Here is a 24,004-nt window from a genome sequence, read left to right as displayed (position 1 = left end):
GGATCTATTTGTTACAGAGCGTTTGCGCAAGCAAAGCCACTTGCCCAGGCCCATTGAAAGTTATGACCACCCAAATGACCAGTAACATCTACGCACTCACCAATAAAGAAAAGGCCCGGATGTTTGCGTGACATCATGCTTTGGCTATCAAGCTCTTTCGTATCCACACCGCCTAGCATTACCTCGGCCTTTTTCCATCCCAAGGTTCCTGCCGGCTTTACCGACCAATTGGTGATTAACTCTTTCAGTGACTGTCGATCCTTTTTAGATACTTCCGCCCATCTACGACCCGTCAATCCCCTCTGATCTGTAAATGCTTTTGCTAGGCGCTGCGGCATTACTGATGCCAAAATCGTTTCAGTCAGTTTTAGGCGATTCTCTTCATTATTAAAGAGCGCATCACAGTTAAATCCGCCAGGACGCTCTACGGCACCAAGCCAATCAATCTGAATTGGCTCACCTTCCTGCCAATAACTACTTGCTTGTAAAACTGCGGGGCCAGATAGTCCTTTGTGCGTCAGTAGCAGATCCTCATTGAACCTACAAGCACCATACCGATGGCCTTTAGAGCCTGCGGCAATTCGAACGGGGACACTCAGACCCGCTAACTCACTAAGATCACCAAAATGATCTGCAGTAAATGAGAGCGGCACTAAAGCAGGTCTGGGGTCCACTACGTTTAAGCCAAACTGCTTTGCAATATCTAGTGAATATGCTGTTGCTCCAATAGCAGGGACTGGCAGACCGCCTGTAGCCATCACTACTGCTTTTGTCTTTTCAATGCCTGCGTCGGTCCGCACAACCCATTGCCCACCCTCTTGAGAAATAGACTGCACTGACACTGGGTTACGTATGGTTACTTTTCCTTTGGCGGACTCAGAAAACAGCATATCGATGATCTGCTTCGCTGAGTCATCGCAGAACAATTGGCCTTGGTGTTTCTCATGGTAATGAATGCCATGAGCGCTGACCAACTTAATAAACTCGGCCGCAGGATACCGCGCTAGTGCACTTTTAACAAAATGTTGATTAAGAGATAGGAAATTCGCTGGGCTGCTATGCAAGTTAGTAAAGTTGCAACGTCCACCACCGCTGATGCGAATCTTTTCACCTAGCACTGCTGCGTGATCAAGCACCAGCACTTTTTTACCGAGTTGACCAGCTACCCCAGCACAAAATAGGCCTGCGGCACCACCACCAATGATGATGGCATCCCAAGTTTTACTCATGCTTAATCATGGGTTACTCAAAACGATCAATGATGTCAGATGAGATATTCAGTTTTCTCATATGAATCTTGGTATAGGCTTGGCGGAAGTTCTTAGTCATCGAAATCATGACTGATGCAGTCCATGCAAAAGAAAACATTCCAGAAAATGCAATGATGACTGCAAGCATCTTCCAGCCATCGGGCAGAGTGTCTTCCATAAACCCCATCGCAGTGTAGGTACTACCGCTAAATAGAATGCTTTGGCCTAAGACAGGCAATAATTTAAATACATACAAAGCAATACCCCAAATCAGAATTTCAGCGATATGGGTTAAGAACAAGCAGAAGACACTAATGTAGAAACAGATTGCGACTGCTGAATATTTTTTTTCAGCCAAATACAGAAAGGTTTTGACTTCATAGCGTTTTGCAATCTGCAATAGCAGCACACCATGAAAAACCATGACCAACAACAACATAGCACCACCCAATAGATAGCCCGGGAGATCAAGGGAGGTGGCGAGGCTTACTTGTGATGGATGCATGGCACAGATTTTACAGGGGGATACGGTTAACCCAACTGATACCAGCCTTGTATGACTCGCCAGGCTTCCTCGGCCGTTTCTGAAAAATGGATACTTTCCAAATCTTCCCGATCAATCACGCCAAATTCCACCATGTGATTAAAGTTCACCATTTCTTGCCAATATCCTTTGCCCACTAATATGACTGGGATAGGAACCACTTTCTTTGTCTGAATCAGAGTTAACACTTCAAATAACTCATCAAAGGAACCAAAACCCCCTGGATAGGCAACAATTGCTCTGGCGCGCAACATGAAATGCATCTTACGCAGTGCAAAGTAATGAAAACGAAAACTTAATCCGGGGCTGATGTATGGATTGGGGTGCTGCTCTCTAGGAAGACTGATATTGAAACCGATAGTTTGATCGCCTACTTCGAATGCCCCTCGGTTTGCAGCCTCCATTATTCCAGGCCCACCGCCCGTGCAAATATGAAGCTTGTTGGAGTCTTTATTTTGAGTAGCGTTATAAGCTGCTACCAAAGCCCCAAACTCCCGCGCAGATTCATAATACTTGCTATGCAATAGCGCTTTATTAGCGGCCGCAATTTCTTCTGGGGTCTTAGCTCTTTCCCTCAACTCCACAGCTTGCTCATGACTGATAAAACGAGTGGAGCCAAATACCGTAATCGTATGTTCAATGCCATGCTCTTTGAGGAGAACCTCGGGCTTAAGAAGCTCCAATTCGAAGCGAATACCCATTGTCTCTCTACGAGCCAAAAATGCTTCATCATCAAAAGCAAATTTATAGGAGTCGTCTGAGTCCCCCTCGGATATTTGACCAGGGTGAAGATGTAAAAAATCAGTAATCGTCTGTGAGTTATGGACGGGTAACTTTGGGCTCATATGCAACCTTCTCGATGTAGTTAAGACCATCTTAACTCGCGCCCCAAACTAGTGTTAATACCTATTTCTGCTGCAGATATGGGGGGCTAGGGCTTTTTGGGATTTACCCAGCGCTCTTCCCGAGTTAATATTGGCGTAATTTCAACCAAATCGAAGGAAAAGCAATGAGCAACCGTTCAATCATCATCATGGTACTAGTCTTAATTGGTGCCACAGCCTATTTACTCCTCAAAGGTGATGGCGACATTGACATGGGTGGCGAAAAACATGGTTCAGAAGCTGCGCACATGGAAGAAGCCAAAAAAGATGCTCCTGCTGCTCCAGCAGCTCCAGCAGCAGCGCCTGCGGCTGACGCTAAGAAGTAATACTGTAGGCATAGGGAAAACCGCGGTGCGCCGCGGTTTTTTTATTCCCTTATTTTGATCAAGCCAACCGTCTCTCGCTATGAAAACTATTGACCCTTCCTCACTCTCTTCTTTTGCGCCAACTGGCACTGTGCGTGTTGGTATTAATTTGGGCAATCCCATTCTTGCTAATGAGGACCAAACAACAAAACGTTTATATGGCGTGACGATTGATATTGCCAATGAGATTGGCAGGAGAATTGCATTGCCAGTGCAACTCATCCCCTTTAAAACCGCAGGCGCTACAGTCGATGCCGTGAAGACTGGAGACATTGATTTGGTATTTGTGGCGATTGATCCGGTTCGTGGCGCAGATATTAGCTACACACCTGCCTATATTCAGATTGAAGGCGCCTATATGGTCAAAGCCGCATCGCCGCTGAAGGTCAATGAGGAGGTAGACGTTGCTGGCACCGAAATCGTAGTTGGTAAAGGTAGCGCTTATGACCTTTACCTCACGCGCGAGATTAGGAATGCCAGCCTCCTTCGTGCCGCCAGCTCACAAGCAGTGATTGATGACTTTATGTCCGGCAAAGGGAATGTAGCCGCAGGCGTAAAACAACAATTAGAGAATGACGCAAAGCGCTATGAAGGCTTACGCATGTTGCCTGGACGTTTTATGGTGATTAATCAAGCGATTGGCATTCCTAAATCTAGGGCACTTTATGAAAGTACCACCGCTTACCTTAGCAGCGTCATTGAAGAATTAAAGCAATCTGGCTTTGTAGCTGATGCCATGAAACACCACAATATTCAGGGCGCTAAAGTAGCTGACTAAATCCAGCCTGATTTAACACTCATAAGTATGTAAGCGCTCGGGAATGATGACATTGTGCCAATGCAACTCATCTCGAATGCATTGAGCCAAAACGGAAGATGACTCTGGTTCGCCATGCACTACAAATACTACGTTTGGATCCCGCTCAAAACCCTTGAGCCAATCCAATAAACCAGCCTGATCAGCATGAGCTGACAATCCTCCAATAGTATGTATCGAAGCTCGAACAGGCACCTCCTCGCCAAATAATCGAACTTTCTGCACCTTATCCACCAAGCGCCTTCCCAGACTGCCATAAGCCTGAAATCCAGTAATCACAACAGCATTTTGCGCTCGGGGCAAATTGCTAGCGAGATGATGAACAATACGACCCGCATCACACATACCGCTAGCCGAAACAATGATCGCACCACCCTTAATTTTATTCAGCGCTTTAGATTCCTCAACATCAGCAATAAAACGAAGATCGACTGCATTCGGATTGGCTTTATACCAATCAAAAGTGGCTTGAGATTGTCCGTCTAATTGCAAGAAGAAATGCTGTGTGAGATGCGTTGCTGCAGTAGCCATTGGTGAATCTACCCAAATACTTAAATGGGGTAAACGCCCTCTTCTCACCAAATCAATCAAGAGAAAGAGTATTTCTTGTGTACGCCCCACTGCAAATGCAGGCATTACGACATTGCCATGCGCGGTCATCGTTGAATGAATTACCTCAACCAACTCATCCTCTGTATCCTGCAAGCTTCGGTGTAGGCGGTCCCCATAAGTAGACTCGACAATAACCACATCAGCATCTCTTACCAGATCGGGGTCGGGCATCAACACTTTGCCCTTCATACCAATGTCCCCAGAAAATACGCAGCGTTTTTTCTTGGCCCCATCTTCAGTGATATCGATAACCGCTATAGCAGAGCCCAAAATATGTCCAGCATTTAGAAATTCCAACTGAACTCCTGAAATCAGCTCTACTGATTGCTGATATTCCAAAGGCACAAACTGGGATAAAGCCATCTCCACTTCTTCTCTGGTGTAGAGAGCAACTGGCACCTCGCCACGCCACTTACCTGCCTTTATTTTTCGTTCAGCCCGCTCAACATCGGCACGCTGTAAGTGAGCGCTATCGAGCAAGAGAATTTTCAACAACTCAAAGCTGGCATTTGTACAGTAAATAGGTCCAGTAAATCCCTGAGCGCAAAGACGTGGTAGTAAGCCGCTATGATCAATATGTGCATGGGTGAGCACAACAAAATCAAGATCCTTTGGCGAGAATGGCAAGCACTCTAAATTCTTATTAGTTGCTTCGCGCCCACCCTGAAACATGCCATAGTCAACCATGAAGCGCCTTGGCTTCCCAGAAAGCATTGCCTCCACCAAATGGCGTGAGCCTGTTACCTCACCCGCCGCACCCAGAAATTGGATCTTCATATTCCCAGCATACTCTTTCCTATAATGAGCTCAAGACCTCTGCAATCAGAGCGATACTAGTCATATGAATTTCGAACCTACCACCCTTGATGTACTGAGCTTAGTAAAGCGACTAAAACGCGAGCCTGCAGAACATAAAGGCAATGCAGGCAAAGTTATATTAATCGGTGGCGCACCGGGAATGGCAGGCGCCCTTCTTTTGGCAGGCAAGGCTTGCTTGCACCTAGGTGCTGGCTGGACTATCTTGGAAATGCTGGACCCCAACTCAGCGCACGCCGATGTTGATCATCCGGAACTGATGATTCGTCTTGCTTCAGAGAATGTTCATACAACTCTTGATGCCGCCAACCCTGATGTCATTGCCATCGGTCCAGGCCTTGGAAAATCTGACTTAGCATCCCAATATTTAGAGGAGGTGCTTGCTTCCCAAAAAATCCCTTTGGTAATCGATGCGGATGCACTCAATCTCATTGGTGAATCTGATAAGTTATTGACGTGCTTGCAGAAACGCAACTTCAACTTTCCAGAACTTACCGTTCTCACCCCTCACCCAGGTGAAGCAGCAAAACTTTTAAAGGCCTCCACTGAAAACATTCAAGCCAATCGCCTAGGTGCCATTCAACGACTTGTTGAAATCACACAATCGATTGTGGTTCTTAAAGGACAGCACACACTCATTGCCTCCCCACAACATGCGCCCTTGCAATGCCTTGCTGGCAACCCTGGGATGGGCACTGGCGGCATGGGAGATGTTCTGACGGGAAGCATTGCTGCTATAGCCGGCCAAGGAATTCGCCATCATATAGATTTGTGGCAAGCCACAGGGATTGCAGTTGAGCTTCATGCCAGAGCAGCAGATAATCTCGTCAATAAAGGAGTGGGTCCTATTGGCCTTACTCCCTCTGAGACCATTTTAGAAATGCGAGCATTGCTTAATAAGCTGTTATAAATAGTGATGCATTCCGTAAGCGCAGCACATCACCACCGACGTTATCTCTATGGCATTCTGATGGCTGGTGTAGGCTCCATGCTTTTTTCGGGAAAAGCCATTCTAGTGAAACTGGCCTTTGAATACGGTGCAAATGCAGAAACTCTTTTAGCATTGCGCATGCTCATGGCGCTCCCATTGTTTTGGGGAATTTTCTGGTGGGAATCCCGTCGAAAAGCAATGAGTCCAATCACATGGCTTGATCGCGGTAAATTGTTTTTCCTGGGATTTTTAGGATACTTCTTATCCAGTTATATCGATTTCTTAGGACTTCAATACATTTCAGTAGGCCTGGAGAGAATTGTTTTATATCTCACGCCAACGATTGTTCTGCTGATCTCCTATTTCGTACTAAAGAAACCCATCTCCCGCTTGCAGTGGTATGCACTGGTTGTTGGCTATATCGGGGTATTTATCGTCTTCATTCAAGATGCCAGCTCCACAGGAATCAGCGCTTGGTTTGGCATGGCGCTCGTATTTGGCAGTGCATGTTCATATGCGGCTTATATGATTGGCGCCGGCGAGATGGTAAAACGGATTGGTAGCGTTCGTCTGGTCGTTTATGCCAGCTCTGCCTCAGCTGTCCTCAGCATTGCGCAGTCCACCATTCATAATCCATTAGCAATTTTTGAACAACTGCCGCTAATCTATTGGTTTAGCCTACTTAACGCCAGCTTATGCACCGTCATTCCGATGCTGCTCATCATGATTGCCATCAACCGCATTGGCTCACCGCTAGTAGCTCAAGCTGGAATACTCGGCCCAGTGTCTACCATTTTTATGGGCTATTTAATTCTGTCAGAGCCAATTACGTGGACTCAGATAAGCGGCATGGCTCTAGTCATAGTAGCAATGTGGTTACTGGTACGTAATGATGGCGCAACAAAAAAGTCACCAGATCCCAAAAGATCGGATGACTTTGATGGTGCAGAACCCCTCAATTAAGAGGGGCTGACGGCGAATTACTGAACGGCTGCGTCGGCAGCAGCTTTAGATTTCTTTTTTGATTTCTTTTTCGCTTTTTTCTCAGCTTTCTTCTCTTTCTTTGCTTTCTTCTTTGCCTTCTTCTCAGCAGATTTCTCAGCTGGGGTTGCAGCAGGGGTTGTTACTGGGGCGGCCACAGGTGCTGCCGCAGGCGCTGGCGCTGGCGCAGGAGCCGGATCAGCAGCCATTACAGAGATAGGAGCAACGCCAATAGCTGCAGAAACAAGGGAGGCTATGCTCAAGCGAGCGAAACGAGAAATCATGTAATTCTCCAAGATAGTTTGTGGATAATTTGATAATACTCAAAAATTTGAGAGAAATGCTTCATTTTTAGGAGGTTGCTTATGGGAAATTTCCCGAGCGATATTTTTACAGAACCCCAAGGTTACTCAGTGAACACGCTAGAGCAACTCGGACCATTGACCGGTATGGCGGGAATATGGGAAGGCACCCGTGGCTTGGATGTCAAACCCAAAGCCGAAGGCCCTAAGAAGCAAGCCTACGTAGAGCGTATTGAGCTTCAACCGATTGACCCTCAAACGAATGGCCCTCAATTGTTTTATGGCTTGAGGTACCACACGCACATCACCAAACCCGACCAAGTAAAGACCTATCATGATCAGGTTGGCTACTGGTTATGGGAGCCAGCGACTGGCAATATCATTCACACCCTCAGTATCCCCCGCGGCATGATTACGATGGCAAGTGGAACAGCGGCGCCAAATGCAAATCAATTTGAGCTTCATGCCAAAGAGGATGATCGTTGCGCTGGAATCTCATCAAACCCATTCTTGGATTACGCTTTTAGGACAGTCGAATTTCGAATTCAGGTTTCGATTCACGATGACGGCACGTGGTCTTATGAGCAAGACACCGTGATGAAGATTAAGGACCAAGTAGAACTATTCCATCACGTGGATCACAACACGCTTTACAAGATTGGTGAAGCCACTCCCAATCCACTTGCTAGATAAAGCGATCGGTAAATTAATAAAGGCCATCATCTGATGGCCTTTATTTTTAAAGCTAAATTACCTAGATTGTTATGCAGGCTGCGCTTCAGTCTCGGTAATTTTTTCCAATGCAGCTGCAAGATGACCCACCGTGCGATCAATGTGCGCCAACTTTTCCAAGCCAAACAATCCCAGACGGAAGGTGCGGAAATCAGGGCGCTCGTCACACTGCAAAGGAACACCCGCAGCAGTTTGCATACCTAATGCAATGAACTTCTTGCCAGATTGAATATCAGGGTCTTTGGTATAGCTAACAACTACGCCAGGAGCTTGGAAACCCTGGGCAGATACTGAGCTATAGCCTTTTGATTCTAAAAGTTTACGAACCTTGGCACCCAATTCCACTTGCTTCGCTTTCAGGGATGCAAATCCAAGTGACTGAGTCTCTTTCATCACATTTCGCAAAATCTTTAAAGCGTCTGTAGGCATGGTTGTGTGATAGACATGACCGCCTTTTTCGTATGCCTCCATGATCTGAAGCCATTTTTTCAAATCCATAGAAAAACTACTGCTTTGAGTTGCCTCAATACGCTCACGAGCGCGATCACCAAGAGCGATCAATGCGCAACATGGAGAACTACTCCAACCCTTTTGTGGCGCAGTAATGAGCATATCAACATTGCAAGCCTTCATATCAACCCACATTGCACCAGAGGCAATGCAGTCCAATACAAACAAGCCATTTACAGCACGTACCGCTTCGCCAACCGCCTTGAGGTAATCGTCTGGAAGAATAATGCCGGCAGAAGTTTCTACGTGCGGCGCAAAGACAACCGCTGGTTTTTCTTTCTTGATAAATGCCACCACTTCCTCAATAGGAGCTGGTGCGAATACACCCTGTACTGAATCTTCTAATTGATGCCCCTTGAGAACGGTAACATCCTTAGTAATATTTGCCAAATCAAAGATTTGAGTCCAGCGATAACTAAACCAGCCATTGCGCAAGACCAAGCATTTCTCATTATTAGCAAATTGACGGGCAACCGCCTCCATACCAAAGGTACCGCTACCAGGAACAATGACTGCAGAGCTCGCGTTGTAAGCATCTTTAAGGACGCTAGAAATATCAACCATTACACGCTTGAACTCTTCAGACATGTGATTTAAGGAGCGGTCGGTATACACAACCGAGAACTCTAATAAACCGTCTGGATCAACATTGGGAAGTAGGCCTGGCATAGTAATTTCCTAGGAATTTCTGTGATTAGCCCTAAATGATACTGATTTACGACTTTTTTGGGGACTTAGGCTTAAAACCCCTTCTAAAAGGGTAATTTCAACCGTTTTCCTAGCTTTACTGAGCTCGCTTTGAAGAAATCACAATGCCCGCAACAATAAGTCCAAAGGCAAGTCCATGAAAGAGCTGTGGAGGTTCGCCAAGCATCGCAGCAGATAGAAGTGCCGTAAATAAGGGGATGAAATTGGCAAAAAAAGCTGCCACCGTAGGTCCCGCCCCATTGACACCAAAACCCCAGCAGCGATAGGCGATCAGCGAAGGTCCAATAGCTACAAAGACAATCAATGAGGCAGTCCACCAATTGAGGTCAATAAAAGCATGGCCCGTTGCGATTTCAAAGCCGTCAAAAAAACCCGTCCACAATAATCCCACCGTAACCTGCGCCATCAAAAATTCAGCCCACGGCCATTGACGTTCATTGCTAGCTCCAGGACGACTTAGCATCCAACTATAAAAAGCCCACAAGATAGTGGCTAACATAATCAAAAGATCGCCCACCACCATTTGCATAGACAGTAAAGATGCCAGATCCCCGCGTGTGAGCACAATTCCAACGCCCAGCAAACTTACTACAGCACCAACCATTTGCAAGATGCTCGGCTTGACCTGATAAAACACAGCGCCGATGAATAACATCCAAATCGGCATACTGGCACCAATCAACGTGACATTAATTGCAGTGGAGGTTTGGAGAGCAAGATAGAGCAGTACGTTATAACTACCCACTCCAAATAAACCCAAGAGCAGAAAACGTTTCTTATTTCGCCATAAGGCGCTGCTCGGCACAAAGACACGCCAGCCCAAAGGAAGCAAAAACACAGCAGCCAATCCCCAACGTACTGCACTTAAGGTAATTGGAGAGATGCTACCCACCAATACACGGCCAGCGATTGCATTACCCGCCCACAAAGCAGTGGCTGTAAGCAAGGAAAGAATGGTAGAGAAATTCAGTTGGTGCATTCAGGCGCTTATTGGGGAAGTAGTTATTTGAGGTCCCCAAGCAAGGGATACCCTAGCATTGTAGAAACAAATCCCTGGTATTGCTAAGATAGAGCTTAAATTAAGCTTTTAGTTTGTCAAAAAGCATCAAACAGAAGGAATCATTGTGGCAATCATCACCAATATAGAAGACTTGCGAGTCCTCCATCAAAAACGCACTCCCAAGATGTTCTATGACTATGCTGACTCAGGATCATGGACTGAGTCAACCTATCGCGCCAATGAATCCGATTTTCAAAAAATTAAATTACGTCAGCGCGTAGCAGTAGATATGACCAATCGCACCACCAAAACAACCATGGTCGGTCAAGAAGTTGCTATGCCTGTTGCTCTCGCTCCTACCGGCCTCACCGGTATGCAGCACGCTGACGGTGAAATTTTGGCGGCTAGAGCTGCAGAGAAGTTTGGTGTGCCATTCTGCTTATCCACTATGAGTATTTGCTCAATTGAAGACGTGGCAGAGCGCACAACAAAACCATTTTGGTTTCAACTGTATGTGATGAAAGACCGCGGTTTTATCGAGCGATTAATTGAACGCGCCAAAGCAGCAAAATGTTCTGCCTTGGTTCTGACGTTGGATCTACAAATTCTGGGACAGCGCCATAAAGATTTGAAGAATGGTCTATCAGCACCTCCGAAGCTAACAATTGCCAATATGATCAATATGGCAACTAAGCCACGCTGGTGCTTGGGTATGGCTATGACCCCCCGCAGAACCTTTCGCAATATTGTTGGTCATGCAACCGGTGTTGGGAATATGTCCTCCCTATCCTCCTGGACTGCAGAGCAATTCGATCCAGGCCTGAATTGGGGCGACGTTGAGTGGATCAAAAAACTGTGGGGTGGAAAGCTCATCATCAAAGGAATCTTGGACGAAGGTGATGCTCGTTTAGCCGCAAACTCGGGAGCAGATGCCTTGATAGTCTCCAATCATGGTGGTCGCCAATTAGATGGCGCCGTTTCTAGCATTCAAGCCTTACCCGGAATCGTGGATGCTGTTGGCAAAGATATCGAAGTCTGGATGGACGGGGGCATTCGCTCCGGTCAGGATGTTCTCAAAGCGTGGGCGCTGGGTGCGCGCGGTACCATGATTGGTCGCCCATTCTTGTATGGCTTGGGCGCCATGGGCGAAGCTGGTGTAACCAAGTGCTTAGAACTAATACACAACGAACTGGACATCACCATGGCGTTTACTGGTCATCGCGATATTCAGAACGTAACTAAAGATATTTTGTATCCAGGAACTTTTTAAATTTTTCACCTGCTCAATCACCCTCTTGCTATCTTTGCAGTCTCATTTGCAGTATTCGCTTGTGCTGTTTGGTTTGGACATAGCGCACTGAGCCGGTATCGCACAAAAGATACTGAGACTTCTGAAGATCTAGGCATCATTCAGACAGCCACCTTGACCTTGCTGGCCTTGATTATTGGCTTTACTTTTTCAATGGCCATTGATCGCCATGATCAGCGAGAAATTTTTGAAGAAGGTGAGGCAAACGCTATTGGAACTGAATATTTACGCGCAGATCTCCTTCCCCCAAAGCCAGCTGAAGCCACTAAAGATCTCTTGCTGCAATACATCGATCAGCGCATTCTGTTTTACTCCAAACAAAGCCCCGAGAAGATTCAAGAGATTCGCAATAAGACAGATCAACTTCAAACCGCTCTTTGGAACGAGATTCTGCCAACCGTTAAAACGCAAAACACCGCCACTATGGCGCTCGTTGCTTCTGGTATGAATGATGTGATTAATTCCCAAGGCTATGTTCAGGCAGCTTGGTGGAATCGCATTCCCTCAACGGCTTGGGGATTAATGGCGGCGATCGCTATTTGCGCCAATCTACTAGTTGGATTTGGTGCGCGCAATTTCGAGAAGAACACCGGCCTATTCATGATCTTCCCTTTTATCATTTCGGTTTCGTTTTTCTTAATTGCCGATATCGACAGCCCAAGAGGCGGAGTCATTCGCATTGAGGCCAGAAATTTAGTGGCGCTGAAAAATAACTTAACGCAACAGATGAATGCCAGCACCCCATCCATCAGCAAAAAATAAGATTCACCCCTAAAGGCAACCCAGATGAAACGTGTAGTGGATGTATTTAAAAACCGTGGTCGTGAGTTGGTTTGGACCTATGTCATCCACCTACACAACGATGCAGAATTTCATCCTGGTCAGCTTGATTTTGAGGTGGAGGCTCTTAGGCTGTCTCAGGTTGATAAACGCGGCGCCGAAAACGAACTCAGCGCCAAAGTCAGACTCAATACCTAATTTTGCTTGTTCTAGGGAAATGTCCCTAGTATTGTCAATGTTAATGAGATTCATTATCATTTATGATGAATCCATCTAACACCCAATACCCAAGCACAATGTCAACAACCAAATACCACCCCGCTTCGATCTTCTTTCATTGGTTTGTTGCCCTTCTGGTTGCGGCTGCTTTTGTAGTCATCGAGCTCAGGGGACAATTCCCCAAAGGAAGTGAACCTCGTGAGCTATGCAAAACAGTCCATGGGGTGATTGGTCAACTCATCTTTATTGCGATGGCTCTTCGCCTAATGATTCGCATAAAGTATGGCGTTCCTGTGCCAACGAACCCAAAACCAATGTTTGTCTCATTGGCCAAGGCAATGCATTGGCTACTATATGCCCTACTTTTGATCTCACCCATTTTTGGCCTTCTGTATTTTCAATATGGCGGTAAAGAAATCCACTTCTTTGGCTTGGTATGGCCTCAATTCGTGACGCCCAATCCGGAGATGAAAAAAGTCGTTGAAGGCATTCATGAATTTTTAGGGAACACGCTCTATTTTTTGATCGGCATTCATGCCTTAGCAGGCTTATGGCAACATTACGTCATAAAGGACGATACACTTCGTCGTATGTTGAATAAGGTACGCGCCTAAATTAAGCAGGAGCAATAAATGAAGCCACTATCTAAAAAAGCCAAGATGGCTGTCGGCTGGACCGTCTTGATGACGGTGGTGGGAACTGCCATGTTGCACCAATGGCAATTTTTTGCGATGGGCTGCGCATCTCTAGCGCTACTACTGGTGGCCAATCAATACGATCTTTTAAAAGATCCGGAAGACAAAAAATAATCCCACCTGTTAGAACGGGATTGATTGCTTAAACCCCCGCTCCACATTGCTCCCGAATACAGTCTGCTAACGCATGAAATTCTTGGGCGTGTGCGGTAGATGGTCTTGCCACCAAAGCAATCACTCTTTTCGGTGCTGGTGATGCCAACTCCTTTGCCACCAGTTCAGAATTATTCAAAAGACTGCTGTGAACTGCCATTCCGGGGAGCAAAGCAATACCGAGACCAGACTCCACCATTTGCAACAAGGTCAGCAGGCTAGTCGCCTCCAAGCCTTCTGCCTTACGAATATCAGCCCGCTTACACGCTTGCAGGCTATGCTCTCGCAGGCAGTGCCCCTCTTCCAATAAGAGAAGTCGTTCAGCCATCTTGGCAGGCAAAGTTACTACCTTTCCTTTTAGGGCTGGGTCGCCCTCTTTTGCGACCAACCAAAAAGGATCATCAAATAATTCCTGAACCAGCAAACCATCTACGTCATACGGCAAAGCAATTAAAGCAAAGTCTAGCTTATGCTCAGCCAATCTAGAAAGTAAGTTGGCAGTGAGATCTTCTCGCAACGTAACTTTGAGATCTGGAAAACGAGTGCGAATTTCTGGCAACACTGTTGGCAATAAAAATGGAGCAATGGTAGGTATGACGCCCAAGCGAATAGTGGCAGTCATTGGTTTACCGGTTGCGCCCGCATACTCAACCAGATCCTCAGAAGCCGCCAAGATTACTTTGGCACGTGCGAGAACTTCCAACCCAACTGGGGTGATGGATACGTTTTGACGATCACGCTCCACTAAATGAATTCCAAGTGCATCCTCCAGCTCTTTTAAACCAGCACTTAAAGTTGATTGACCGACAAAACAGGCTTGGGCTGCACGTGTGAAATTGAGTTCCTTAGCCAGTGCGACGAAATAGCCCAGCTGCCTTAAAGATGGTAAATAAGCCATACCGCCTCCGTTATCGATTTATTAGATTAATACTATCACAATGATTCATTGGACTGATTAATAAATTCAGCGCACACTTCATGCATGGTTGAGAAAGAAGTAAATACGCCTCAACAAACGGACATTGAATTTAAAAGGGAATTGAAATGACACGACCAGCAATCAAAACTATCCAAAACTTAGAATCCGCCTTTGCTGGCGAATCTATGGCCCACATAAAGTACCGCTACTTCGCAAAATTGGCCCGCGCTGCCGGCGATGAAGAAACCGCTAAGATATTTGAAGCGACAGCGGAACAGGAGGTCATGCATGCTTTTGGTCACTTGGACTTACTCTACCCCGCAAACACCATCACCCCAACGCGCGCTTTAGAGATTGCGATTGAGGGCGAAACTTATGAATACACAGAAATGTATCCATCCTTTCGTAAAACGGCAGCAGAGGAAGGTAACGCTGCTGCAATCCAAGAGATTGATGAGCAAATTGCGGAATCAAAAGAACATGCTGAGCAGTTTCAAGCGACTTTGGCAAAAGCAGCAAAACGCTTTGCAGCATTGGCAAACGTTGAAGAGCGCCATGCTAATCATTACAAGCAAGCACTAGAAAAAGCGAAGGCATTTGCAACTCAATAAGAGCACAGCAGAAATATTTAGAAATTAAATCTAAAATGAACAAACTATTTAAGGAATCTAGATGAAAAAGTACCAATGTATCGTATGCGGCTATATTTACGACGAAGCAAAAGGCATCCCAGAAGACGGCATTCCTGCTGGTACCCTTTGGGCTGATGTACCCGAGGACTGGGAGTGCCCGGACTGTGGCGTTGCAAAAGCAGACTTCGAGATGGTTCAAATAAGCTAATTTCAGCTCAGAACCCTTAATACTCTTTACGCCCTTACGTCCTTTACGTCCTTTACACCCTATTCACCACTCGTCTTTTTGGAGAGCCTAGCTTTGGATCAAACCACCCCTCAATCCCAATCCGCGATCGTCATCATTGGCAGCGGATTGGCTGGCTACACCCTGATTCGAGAAATTCGTAAATTGGATAAGGCGGTGCCCATCACACTGGTAACGCGAGAGCCTGGATACTTCTATTCAAAGCCAATGCTTTCTACTGCATTGGCTAGCAAGAAAGAAGCAGCGCAATTAATCTCTACGCCCGCTGATGGTATGGCAGCGCAACTAGAGATGACCGTCATTGGTGAATGTGATGTCAGCTCAATTAATCCTAGTGCGCGCACCATACAAACCAATAAAGGTGAAGTGCCCTACGGTAAGCTTGTCCTAGCTTTGGGTGCAGATCAAATACGCTTACCGCTACAAGGCAGTGCTGCTAACGAAGTCATCACTGTCAATGATCTTGAAGACTATGCGCGCTTTCGCACCGCGATTACTGGGAAAAAGAAAATTGCCATTCTGGGCGCAGGTCTGATTGGGTGTGAGTTTGCCAACGATCTAGTGCTAGGCGGATATGAAGTAGATGTAATTGATTTGGCTTCTCAGGCTTTAGGACGTCTACTGCCGGAGGTTGCTGCCCAGGAGCTACAGGGAAAATTAAGCGCAGCTGGTGTGCGTTGGCACCTTTCTACAACTGTTCAAACAATTGACCGCCAAGGCAATTCGTTGCAAGTAACTCTAGCCAATGGCAACAGCATCTCTTGTGACGTATTTCTCTCGGCCGTTGGTCTAAAACCCAGAGTGGAATTAGCAAAGGCTACTGGCATCAATACTGGAGTTGGCATTCAAGTTAATCGAGTACTGGAAACCAATATCGAAAATATTTTTTCTCTTGGAGATTGTGCAGAGGTTGATGGTTTGGTGTTGCCTTACGTCATGCCTATCATGCAAGCAGCAAGAGCATTAGCCCTCACATTAATTGGACAAACTACCTCGCTAACGTATCCAGCGATGCCAGTGATGGTGAAGACACCTGCTTTAGCTACTGTAGTTTCTCCTCCAGCCAAAGGCGCTCAAGGCAAATGGTCTACCACTCCAGTTGAAGGGGGTCTTGAGGCTCGTTTTGAATCTCCTGATGGCAAATTGCTAGGCTTTGCGTTGATGGGTACCGCTACTGCACAACGTAGCACCCTGACGAAGGAGCTCCCTCCAATTCTGACTTAAGCATCCTTAAATCAAATCGATTGAGCAAACAAAAGGCCCGCAATTGCGGGCCTTTTTAATATGCAGTTGGCAGTGATTAAGAAACGATCACAAACCAAGTGGTGTTGTGGGATTGAGCAACCATCAAGAACAACATTGGTACTGATAACAATGTATTCAAACGGGATGTCAACATTGCAACGCGAGCTGACTTTGCTTTGACATCAGCTTCAACAGCAACAATGCCAAGAGCGCGTTTTTGATTTGGCCAAATGATGAACCAAACATTGAAAGCCATTACCAAAGCAATCCACATACCTAAACCGATTGCGCGGAACGGTGCTTGCAATGTGAAAGCTTGATGCAAATATCCACTCAAGCCAGCAACAATCAAGCCTGTTACTACCGTGAATAATGCTGCGTAACGGAACCAGAACAATGCTGTTGGCGCAATTACTTTGCCAATTGCTGGTTTTTGCTCATCTGGAATCTTTGGCATAGACGGAATTTGCACAAAGTTAAAGTACCAAAGCAAACCGATCCACATCACACCAAACATCACGTGCAACCAACGGAAAACAAATGGGAGCTCAGCAGAACTAAAGTTGCCGCCCAAAGCAAGAATAATTAAAACAAGAAGGACAAAGCCCGCTAAAACGGTGCGCCCTAAAGAGGTCAAGATTGAGGCCATTTAAGGATCTCCTATAAGTAATAATGGGTCTAACTATAAACGATTCTGCTAATTTTGTTTGAGCACCCTAAAATCCAGAATTCTTACTAAAAATAGACACTTAGGACGCTTTATTGGGCAGTCCAACCGCCATCCATATTCCAGGCCACACCACGAACCTCTGAAGCATCCGGACCACAAAGAAATACTGCCAATGCAGCTAGTTGTTCAGGACTAACAAATTCACCAGATGGTTGCTTTTCAGAAACCAAAGCAGTCTTAGCTGCCTCATTGGAGATACCTTCGCGCTCTGCACGAGCATCTACTTGCTTTTGCACTAATGGCGTTAAAACCCAACCTGGGCAAATTGCATTACAAGTAACTCCAGTGCGTGCATTTTCTAGCGCAGTCACTTTGGTAAGACCAACGATGCCATGCTTAGCGGCAACATAGGCGGACTTCTGAGTAGACGCCACTAAACCATGTACCGAGGCAATATTGATGATGCGGCCCCAATTACGTTTTTTCATACCAGGCAATGCGTGATGCGTTGTGTGGAATGCAGAGCTCAAGTTAATCGCAATAATGGCATCCCATTTATCTGTCGGAAACTCTTCAATGTTCGCCGTGTACTGAATGCCAGCATTGTTAATAAGAATATCCAATGATCCAAAGCGCTTTTCTGTTTGCTGAATGAGATCTGCGATTTCAGCAGGTTTGCTCATATCAGCGCCGTGGTAATCAACCTCCACTCCACAAGCTTTAATTTTGGCAATAGCCTCATCTTTCTCGCCAAAACCATTAACCATAATATTGACACCCTGCTTCGCTAATGCGATAGCCATACCTAAACCAATACCGCTAGTGGAGCCAGTGACGAGGGCTGTTTTACCTTTTAATGTGGACATTTCTTTTACCGTATCAAGTTAACCAGAGGGCGCATCAGCTGATTTACCCCAAAACTTGATGTTACAGGATGTAAAGGACCACCCCGCAAGACAATCCTTGGGGGGTGCCAGGATCGACTGGATCTTAAATTTTCTTGAGCGCCCGCAGGATCTTTTCGGAGGTGATGGGCTGGTCAAAGACGCTTGCGTTCAATGGTGCCAGAGCATCATTGATAGCGTTTTGAACTGCACCCGGCGCACCTGCTGTACCAGCCTCACCCGCCCCCTTGGCGCCCAATTTGGATGATTGCGTTGGAGTCTCTACGTGAGCAACTTCAATATCTGGCATCTCATTAGCCATTGGAACTAAATAGTCAGCCATGCTGCCGTTCCGCAGTAAACCACTTTCATCATAGAGACACTCTTCGAATAGAACACCACCGATACCCTGAACAATTGCACCACGGACTTGTTCATTTACCAACATCGGATTAATTACTCGACCACAATCCTCAACCGCCCAATGTTTTAATAACTTCACAAAACCAGTGTCTGGATCGACTTCAACATAAGAGGCTTGAACGCCATTGGTAAAAATAAATGGGTAATCTTTTTGGGTATAGTGACGTGTCACCATAAGATCAGCAGAGAACCCCGCTGGCAGAGTATCCGTGCGGAAATAACCTACTCTTCCCACCTCACTAAATGGCAGCAACTGCTCGCCAGTTGCTTTGTCTAGGATGTGACCACGGCGCGCCATTAATTCTGTAACTGGTCGATTCAAAATAGCACCAGCAAGCTTTAGGATATTTTCTTGCAAAGCTTGTGACGCCAAGAGAACTGCTTCACCACCAACGCCAGCGCCACGTGACGCCCAAGTACCGCCGCCATAAGGAGTGACATCAGTATCGCCAGTAACAATACGAACTTGATCAATGGAGACGCCCACAGAATCAGCGGCGATTTGCGTGTAGATACCTTCGGTCCCCTGACCTTGCTCTCCAACACCAATCAATACCGAAACCACACCACTAGGGTCCATGCGCACGGTAGCACCATCCTGAGAAGCAATACGAGCACCGCCTACTCCATAGAAAGCGGGACTCGGATTCGTTAACTCAATTAAGGTTGCAAACCCAATCCCGCGATATATGTCTTTCTTTCGCAATTCAGCCTGCTCCTTACGCAATGCTGGATAGTCCATCATTTTTTCAATGGTATTGAGGCATTGCTGATGCGAAAGAACTTCTAACTTAATCCCAGAAATTCCAGAGCATGGATAAGCATCATCAGGGATAACATTTCGCTTGCGGAATTCCAGTGGATCCATTTGCAATTTTTGCGCAGCCAAGTCAACCAAGCCTTCTGTAACTGCACAGGCAATCGGATGGCCTACCCCGCGATACTGACACGTTGGGGTTTTGTTCTGGAAGACTACGTTTAAATGTGCACGGTAATTTTGATGCTTGTAGGGACCTCCAACCAGATTCACTACCTGGTTACCTTCAATGGCACTGGTTCTTGGGAACATCGAATAAGGACCGATAGCAGTTAAGTCATCAATCTCAAAAGCCAAGATATCGCCCGCCTTATTGGCAGCAATACGGCCCTTAATGCGATGCTCGCGCGCATGAATATCGCTTGTAAATGACTCCAAGCGATCCGCCACAAACTTTACAGGGCGCTCTAACATCATGGCGAGACCCACAGTTGCAAAGTCATCTGGATATGCGTGAACTTTAATGCCAAAAGAGCCACCTACATCTTTGCAGATCACATGCACGTCAGATTCAGATAATCCAAACTGACGGCAATATAAATCCTGCATCATGTGTGGCGCTTGTTGAGAGTGATACACCGTCAAACGACGATCGCCAGGGCTGTAATCCGCAATTTGGCAGCGTGGCTCAAGGGTGACACCAGTATGGCGACCAAATCCGAAGGTAGCTTCAGCCACCACATCTGCTGTCGCAAATACCTCATCTACATTACCAACATCTAGACTGCGGGTAAAACATAGATTGTCACCAAGCTCTGGATGTATGACTGGAGTGTCCGCATCTAACGCAGTTTCCATAGAAACAACCGCCGGCAACTCCTCCCACTCAACCTCAATGTGCTGCAAAGCATCCTCTGCCTGTGCTCTGGTTTCAGCAACCACCGCAACCACCGGCTCACCTTGCCAGCACGCACGATCAATTGCGAGCGCGTGTTGTGGTGCAGACTTCATGCCAGCGAGATGCCCTAAAGTTGCAACCCAAGGCTTACAGATTTTTGCCATTTGCACGCCATCAACAACTGCAAGCACACCTGGCATCTTGCTAGCATGATCTGTATGAATTTTTCCGATCTTCATATGTGCCACTGGAGAGCGCCAAAACACTACATGAGCCATGCGCGGCAATTGAATATCATCAATGTAAGTACCTTGACCCTCAAGCAAACGGCGAGCACCATGTCTCGGCTCACTATGGCCGATATAACGCTGATCGTTTGTTACCGGATCAAGCACCATTCCTTTTAAATCACTTGGCTTATTCATAATGCGTTCCTTAATACCTTAAGCGTTAGCGAGGACGGGTTTAATTTTTTGGCCCTTAGCTCGGACTTCTAATACGTCGACAATCGCATCCACAATCGAGTGGTAGCCAGTACAACGGCAGTAATTGCCGGAGATCCACTCGCGCACTTGTTCGCGAGTTGCCTTAGGCTGCCTCTCAATTAATTCCGCTGCAGCTAACAACATTCCGGAAGAACAGAAGCCACATTGCATTGCGTTGTGACGCATAAAAGACTCTTGTAGATCGGTTAAGACACCGCTCTTAGTAAGCCCTTCAACCGTTTCAACCACGCTGCCGTCTGCTTGGACTGCCAAAAAAAGGCATCCACGAATAATTTGCCCATTCACTTTGACAGTGCAGGCTCCACATGCGCCCTGCTCACAACCCAAATGAGGCCCTTTGAGATGAAGGTCTTCACGTAAAAAATCCACCAAATGTCGGCGCGGCTCAATCTCTGCGCATACCAGTTGACCATTCACAGTCATTGAAATTTTTTTCTTCAAACTCATTCTGATCTCCAAATTCTTATAATGATTGAGCTTAAGCAATCATGTGCTTGAGACCACGCTCAAGCAAAACACCAATTAAATGTTGCTTGGCTTCTGCGCTATTAGTGATATCGGCAATCGCTTCGATTTCATTGCGAGCTTCAGCTACCGCTTTGGCAATCAATTGATCATTTAATTTTTGACCATTTACCAAGTCCTGCGCTTTTGTTGCCATCACTGGTGTGGCGCCAACCGAAAAGAATATAAAAGCACAATTAGATAAAACATCACCTTGCTTTTGTGCTGTTGCAGCTAATCCAGCAACTGCGTAATCACCATGACGCCTGGCCAGCTCATGGAAATAAAAAACCTCTTGCTGACTTGCAAGCGGAATCTCAGTGGCAACCAAAATTTCATCGGACTCTAAAGATGTTGTGTAGAGATCGATAAAAAAATCCTTAGCTGGAATTTTTCGTTCGCCGGCTGGACCATGAATAATCATGGTTGCACGCAAGGCCAAGCTGCAGGCAGGCCACTCAGCGGCTGGATCACCGTAGGCTAAAGATCCGCCCCAGGTGCCCAGATTGCGAATTGCCCGATGAGCAATATGTGGGGCGGCTGCTTTTAAAAGCGGAGCATGTTTTGCCACCAACTCCGAATCTTCAATTTCAGTATGCGTTACTAACGCACCAATACGCAGGCTGTTACCAACAATAGAAATGCCCTTCAGCTCAGCTACATCGGTAATATCAATTAATACGCTAGGTTCAGACAAGCGCATATTCAAGGTAGCCAGTAAAGTTTGGCCGCCCGCAATTAAGCGAGCATCATCACCGCCCTGTTCAAGCAAAGATAATGCCTCCTGCAATGCCTTAGGCTTTACATAATCAAATGCTGCAGATTTCATTCGTCTCCTCCACCACCAATGTCATTAGCTTTTTTAGCTTTATATTTTTGTACCGCTCTGTTTGCTACTTGGTTTACGACAACTACTTTTTGTAGTTTTATTTTTTAGAGTCTTGCTGCTACTCTTTATTCACTGCTAGCGTATGACTACAACGCCACTGTCTCCCCGCCTAATTCTTTTGCAAACTTCTGAAAAAAGTCGTCCGCAATCTTTTTGGCCGATGCGCTAATTAAGCGCCCGCCAATTTGACCTAATTTGCCGCCAATCGAGGCTTCGGTTGTGTAAGAAACCAAAGTGCCTCCTTCAGCCTGCTTTAGCTCTACCCGTGACTTTCCTTTGGCAAATCCAGCCGCCCCGCCAGACCCCTCAAAAGCCATTGAACAAGATTGGTCTGGAATGATGTCGCTCAGGAGTAATTTCCCGGCAAAACGGGCTCTTACGGGCCCAATCTTGAACATCACCTTGGCGTGGATCTCATCTGGAGAGATCCGATTGATCTCCTCACAGCCAGGAATAGACTTGGCCAAGACGTCAATATCGTTCAAACCCTTCCATACTTCTGGGATTGGAGCCGATATCAGTTGCTCGCCATTTAATTCCATTTGATCTCCTTGGGGTTTGTACGAATAGAGTCTTATCTACCAATTGTTCAACAATGTACCATTATTTAACTTTTGGTCAATAAGTCCAAATTCGGATAAACCCTGAGAATCCATGCGATTTAGTGAAGATAGCGTTTCCAGCCCAAATAATGCTGAAATTTCAGCGGGTGGAACAACGCCAATCCGAAAGCGGATGGGGACAGCCGAACGGAAACGCCAAATAGTCGACAGCGCCATTCAATTCTTTGCCAGAAATGGAGTTGATGGGCAGCTCAGAAATTTATCCAAAGAGCTCGGGATCACCCATACCCTGCTCTATCACTATTTCCCAACCAAAGACGCTTTGATTCAGGAAGTCTACAAAGAGGTTTTTGAGTCTCGTTGGAAACCGGAGTGGGAAGAGTTACTTGATGATGAGTCACTTACGCCCGAAGAAAAATTCAATGCGTTTTACTTGGACTATTCCAACACAGTCTTGACGTATGACTTTGTTCGCATCTTGATTTTCTCGGGACTGAGCGATCACTCCATCAGTGATCGCTTCTTCGAACTTTTACGTAAACGCTTGTTACCAAGACTGATTCGCGAAACTCGTAAGTATTGCGGTAGATCAGATACATCCAAGCCGACGCAACGTGAGCTTGAATTTTTGATGGGTCTGCATGGTGGAATCTTCTATATCGGTATGCGACGCTGGATCTACGGACAAGCTATCTATGCAGCTGAGAGCCCTAATACAGAACAAGAAATCATTCGAGATCGAGTGCAGTCTTACCTTCATTCCGCCAAATCACTATTTGCCCAATAACAAAGGTCATCATGTCTAACTTAAGCCTCAATCACTTCTCCATTCGCAGCCTCGAAATCGAAAAAACAACTGAGTTTTATGAGCAATTGCTTGGCTTAACTGTTGGACCAAGGCCAGAGTTTCCGTTTCCCGGTGTATGGCTTTACAACGGCGATGAAAGTAGTTGGGCTAACGCAGTCTTGCACTTGATTGCTATTGATAAAAATGATCCGAATGGACTCAAAAAATATTTAGGAGATCGCGACCCTAGTACCCTACATGGATCTGGGGCGGTTGATCACATCGCATTTTTTGCAACTGGCTTGGAAGAAAAAATTGCCCTACTTCAAAAATTAAATATTGCCTATCGCGAGCGAACCGTTCCTGTTATAGGGCTCCATCAAATATTTTTGGATGATCCGAATGGCATTGTGATTGAGTTGAACTATCCAGCAGCAGAAAAAACTGCCTTAGATGCGAAAGCAGCATAGGA

At 46.2% G+C, this 24,004-nt stretch carries 29 protein-coding genes; 15 read left to right on the top strand and 14 right to left on the bottom strand.

Translation table 11 applies throughout. The annotated features are described in order from the left end of the window. Window positions 1-11: 11 nt before the first annotated feature. Genes ICV36_RS03155 through ICV36_RS03145 form a run of 3 tightly spaced genes read right to left on the bottom strand, consistent with a single transcriptional unit; the run spans window position 12 to window position 2,639 of the window. Window positions 12-1,229, bottom strand: a complete 1,218-nt coding sequence (locus ICV36_RS03155; RefSeq protein ID WP_215401088.1) for an aminoacetone oxidase family FAD-binding enzyme — start codon at window positions 1,227-1,229, stop codon at window positions 12-14. 13 nt (window positions 1,230-1,242) lie between these two features. After that, on the bottom strand, window positions 1,243-1,755 hold the full coding sequence (locus tag ICV36_RS03150) for a hypothetical protein (protein WP_215401087.1): 513 nt from the start codon (window positions 1,753-1,755) through the stop codon (window positions 1,243-1,245). A 26-nt stretch (window positions 1,756-1,781) separates the two neighbouring features. Continuing rightward, the gene (locus ICV36_RS03145) at window positions 1,782-2,639 is read right to left on the bottom strand and encodes a TIGR00730 family Rossman fold protein (protein WP_215401086.1); all 858 of its coding nucleotides are present in this window, start codon (window positions 2,637-2,639) and stop codon (window positions 1,782-1,784) included. Window positions 2,640-2,803: 164 nt separating this feature from the next. Here ICV36_RS03145 and ICV36_RS03140 point away from each other — a divergent pair, with 164 nt between their 5' ends. Then, window positions 2,804-3,004, top strand: coding sequence for a hypothetical protein (locus ICV36_RS03140; protein WP_215401085.1), 201 nt, complete (start codon window positions 2,804-2,806; stop codon window positions 3,002-3,004). Between the two features lie 79 nt (window positions 3,005-3,083). After that, window positions 3,084-3,821: an ABC transporter substrate-binding protein gene (locus tag ICV36_RS03135; RefSeq protein WP_215401084.1), complete on the top strand. Its 738-nt coding sequence runs from the start codon at window positions 3,084-3,086 to the stop codon at window positions 3,819-3,821. Between the two features lie 12 nt (window positions 3,822-3,833). On the opposite strand, the gene ICV36_RS03130 is transcribed toward ICV36_RS03135, so the two are convergent. After that, entirely contained in the window at window positions 3,834-5,249 is a 1,416-nt protein-coding gene (locus tag ICV36_RS03130) for an MBL fold metallo-hydrolase RNA specificity domain-containing protein (protein ID WP_215401083.1), read from the bottom strand. A gap of 64 nt (window positions 5,250-5,313) precedes the next feature. On the opposite strand from ICV36_RS03130, the gene ICV36_RS03125 reads away from it, so the two are divergent. Together ICV36_RS03125 and ICV36_RS03120 are read left to right on the top strand one after the other, a co-directional pair. Next, the gene (locus tag ICV36_RS03125) at window positions 5,314-6,198 is read left to right on the top strand and encodes an NAD(P)H-hydrate dehydratase (protein ID WP_215401082.1); all 885 of its coding nucleotides are present in this window, start codon (window positions 5,314-5,316) and stop codon (window positions 6,196-6,198) included. A 6-nt stretch (window positions 6,199-6,204) separates the two neighbouring features. Continuing rightward, window positions 6,205-7,182 (top strand): DMT family transporter, encoded by a 978-nt coding sequence (locus tag ICV36_RS03120; RefSeq protein ID WP_215401081.1) that lies wholly within the window; start codon window positions 6,205-6,207, stop codon window positions 7,180-7,182. 17 nt (window positions 7,183-7,199) lie between these two features. Here ICV36_RS03120 and ICV36_RS03115 read toward each other — a convergent pair whose 3' ends face one another. Further along, window positions 7,200-7,484 (bottom strand): hypothetical protein, encoded by a 285-nt coding sequence (locus ICV36_RS03115; protein ID WP_215401080.1) that lies wholly within the window; start codon window positions 7,482-7,484, stop codon window positions 7,200-7,202. An 81-nt stretch (window positions 7,485-7,565) separates the two neighbouring features. Between ICV36_RS03115 and ICV36_RS03110 the strand changes: the two genes are divergently transcribed. After that, window positions 7,566-8,195 carry an FABP family protein gene (locus ICV36_RS03110; protein WP_215401079.1) on the top strand — a complete coding sequence of 210 codons (630 nt, stop codon included), beginning with the start codon at window positions 7,566-7,568 and terminating at the stop codon, window positions 8,193-8,195. 69 nt (window positions 8,196-8,264) lie between these two features. Here the strand turns inward: ICV36_RS03110 and ICV36_RS03105 are convergent, their stop codons facing one another. Continuing rightward, window positions 8,265-9,413, bottom strand: coding sequence for an aminotransferase class V-fold PLP-dependent enzyme (locus ICV36_RS03105; protein ID WP_215401078.1), 1,149 nt, complete (start codon window positions 9,411-9,413; stop codon window positions 8,265-8,267). A 115-nt stretch (window positions 9,414-9,528) separates the two neighbouring features. Next, on the bottom strand, window positions 9,529-10,431 hold the full coding sequence (locus ICV36_RS03100) for a DMT family transporter (protein ID WP_215401077.1): 903 nt from the start codon (window positions 10,429-10,431) through the stop codon (window positions 9,529-9,531). Window positions 10,432-10,576: 145 nt separating this feature from the next. On the opposite strand from ICV36_RS03100, the gene ICV36_RS03095 reads away from it, so the two are divergent. The 5 genes from ICV36_RS03095 (at window position 10,577) to ICV36_RS03075 (ending at window position 13,569) form a co-directional block, all read left to right on the top strand. Further along, on the top strand, window positions 10,577-11,722 hold the full coding sequence (locus ICV36_RS03095; RefSeq protein ID WP_215401076.1) for an alpha-hydroxy acid oxidase: 1,146 nt from the start codon (window positions 10,577-10,579) through the stop codon (window positions 11,720-11,722). Between the two features lie 153 nt (window positions 11,723-11,875). Further along, a complete protein-coding gene (locus tag ICV36_RS03090) occupies window positions 11,876-12,523 on the top strand; it encodes a hypothetical protein (protein WP_251375062.1) in 648 nt (215 codons plus the stop codon). 24 nt (window positions 12,524-12,547) lie between these two features. Next, window positions 12,548-12,739, top strand: a complete 192-nt coding sequence (locus ICV36_RS03085; RefSeq protein WP_215401075.1) for a hypothetical protein — start codon at window positions 12,548-12,550, stop codon at window positions 12,737-12,739. 98 nt (window positions 12,740-12,837) lie between these two features. After that, complete coding sequence (locus ICV36_RS03080) at window positions 12,838-13,374, top strand: cytochrome b (RefSeq protein ID WP_215401074.1); 537 nt, start codon at window positions 12,838-12,840, stop codon at window positions 13,372-13,374. Window positions 13,375-13,392: 18 nt separating this feature from the next. After that, window positions 13,393-13,569 (top strand): hypothetical protein, encoded by a 177-nt coding sequence (locus ICV36_RS03075; RefSeq protein WP_215401073.1) that lies wholly within the window; start codon window positions 13,393-13,395, stop codon window positions 13,567-13,569. 28 nt (window positions 13,570-13,597) lie between these two features. Here ICV36_RS03075 and ICV36_RS03070 read toward each other — a convergent pair whose 3' ends face one another. Beyond that, on the bottom strand, window positions 13,598-14,506 hold the full coding sequence (locus ICV36_RS03070; protein WP_215401072.1) for a hydrogen peroxide-inducible genes activator: 909 nt from the start codon (window positions 14,504-14,506) through the stop codon (window positions 13,598-13,600). Between the two features lie 146 nt (window positions 14,507-14,652). Here ICV36_RS03070 and ICV36_RS03065 point away from each other — a divergent pair, with 146 nt between their 5' ends. From ICV36_RS03065 to ICV36_RS03055, 3 genes are all read left to right on the top strand, one after another. After that, window positions 14,653-15,138 (top strand): rubrerythrin family protein, encoded by a 486-nt coding sequence (locus ICV36_RS03065; protein WP_215401071.1) that lies wholly within the window; start codon window positions 14,653-14,655, stop codon window positions 15,136-15,138. Between the two features lie 61 nt (window positions 15,139-15,199). Then, window positions 15,200-15,367 (top strand): rubredoxin, encoded by a 168-nt coding sequence (locus ICV36_RS03060; protein ID WP_215401070.1) that lies wholly within the window; start codon window positions 15,200-15,202, stop codon window positions 15,365-15,367. A 93-nt stretch (window positions 15,368-15,460) separates the two neighbouring features. Next, window positions 15,461-16,630 (top strand): NAD(P)/FAD-dependent oxidoreductase, encoded by a 1,170-nt coding sequence (locus ICV36_RS03055; protein WP_215401069.1) that lies wholly within the window; start codon window positions 15,461-15,463, stop codon window positions 16,628-16,630. 76 nt (window positions 16,631-16,706) lie between these two features. On the opposite strand, the gene ICV36_RS03050 is transcribed toward ICV36_RS03055, so the two are convergent. The 6 genes from ICV36_RS03050 to ICV36_RS03025 form a co-directional block, all read right to left on the bottom strand. Further along, a complete protein-coding gene (locus tag ICV36_RS03050) occupies window positions 16,707-17,300 on the bottom strand; it encodes a urate hydroxylase PuuD (RefSeq protein ID WP_215401068.1) in 594 nt (197 codons plus the stop codon). 110 nt (window positions 17,301-17,410) lie between these two features. After that, window positions 17,411-18,187, bottom strand: a complete 777-nt coding sequence (locus tag ICV36_RS03045) for a 3-hydroxybutyrate dehydrogenase (RefSeq protein WP_215401067.1) — start codon at window positions 18,185-18,187, stop codon at window positions 17,411-17,413. Window positions 18,188-18,311: 124 nt separating this feature from the next. Beyond that, window positions 18,312-20,708 carry a xanthine dehydrogenase family protein molybdopterin-binding subunit gene (locus ICV36_RS03040; protein WP_215401066.1) on the bottom strand — a complete coding sequence of 799 codons (2,397 nt, stop codon included), beginning with the start codon at window positions 20,706-20,708 and terminating at the stop codon, window positions 18,312-18,314. 18 nt (window positions 20,709-20,726) lie between these two features. After that, a complete protein-coding gene (locus tag ICV36_RS03035; RefSeq protein WP_215401065.1) occupies window positions 20,727-21,236 on the bottom strand; it encodes a (2Fe-2S)-binding protein in 510 nt (169 codons plus the stop codon). A 31-nt stretch (window positions 21,237-21,267) separates the two neighbouring features. After that, window positions 21,268-22,122 carry a xanthine dehydrogenase family protein subunit M gene (locus ICV36_RS03030; RefSeq protein ID WP_215401064.1) on the bottom strand — a complete coding sequence of 285 codons (855 nt, stop codon included), beginning with the start codon at window positions 22,120-22,122 and terminating at the stop codon, window positions 21,268-21,270. 146 nt (window positions 22,123-22,268) lie between these two features. Next, window positions 22,269-22,724: a CoxG family protein gene (locus tag ICV36_RS03025; RefSeq protein WP_215401063.1), complete on the bottom strand. Its 456-nt coding sequence runs from the start codon at window positions 22,722-22,724 to the stop codon at window positions 22,269-22,271. 112 nt (window positions 22,725-22,836) lie between these two features. Between ICV36_RS03025 and ICV36_RS03020 the strand changes: the two genes are divergently transcribed. Both ICV36_RS03020 and ICV36_RS03015 read left to right on the top strand, forming a co-directional pair. Further along, a complete protein-coding gene (locus ICV36_RS03020; RefSeq protein ID WP_251375061.1) occupies window positions 22,837-23,532 on the top strand; it encodes a TetR/AcrR family transcriptional regulator in 696 nt (231 codons plus the stop codon). Window positions 23,533-23,543: 11 nt separating this feature from the next. Further along, window positions 23,544-24,002, top strand: coding sequence for a VOC family protein (locus ICV36_RS03015; RefSeq protein ID WP_215401062.1), 459 nt, complete (start codon window positions 23,544-23,546; stop codon window positions 24,000-24,002). Window positions 24,003-24,004 lie beyond the last annotated feature (2 nt).

The sequence above is a fragment of the Polynucleobacter sp. MWH-UH35A genome (assembly GCF_018687075.1).
Lineage (GTDB): Bacteria > Pseudomonadota > Gammaproteobacteria > Burkholderiales > Burkholderiaceae > Polynucleobacter.
This window is presented reverse-complemented; position numbering and strand designations above follow the sequence as displayed.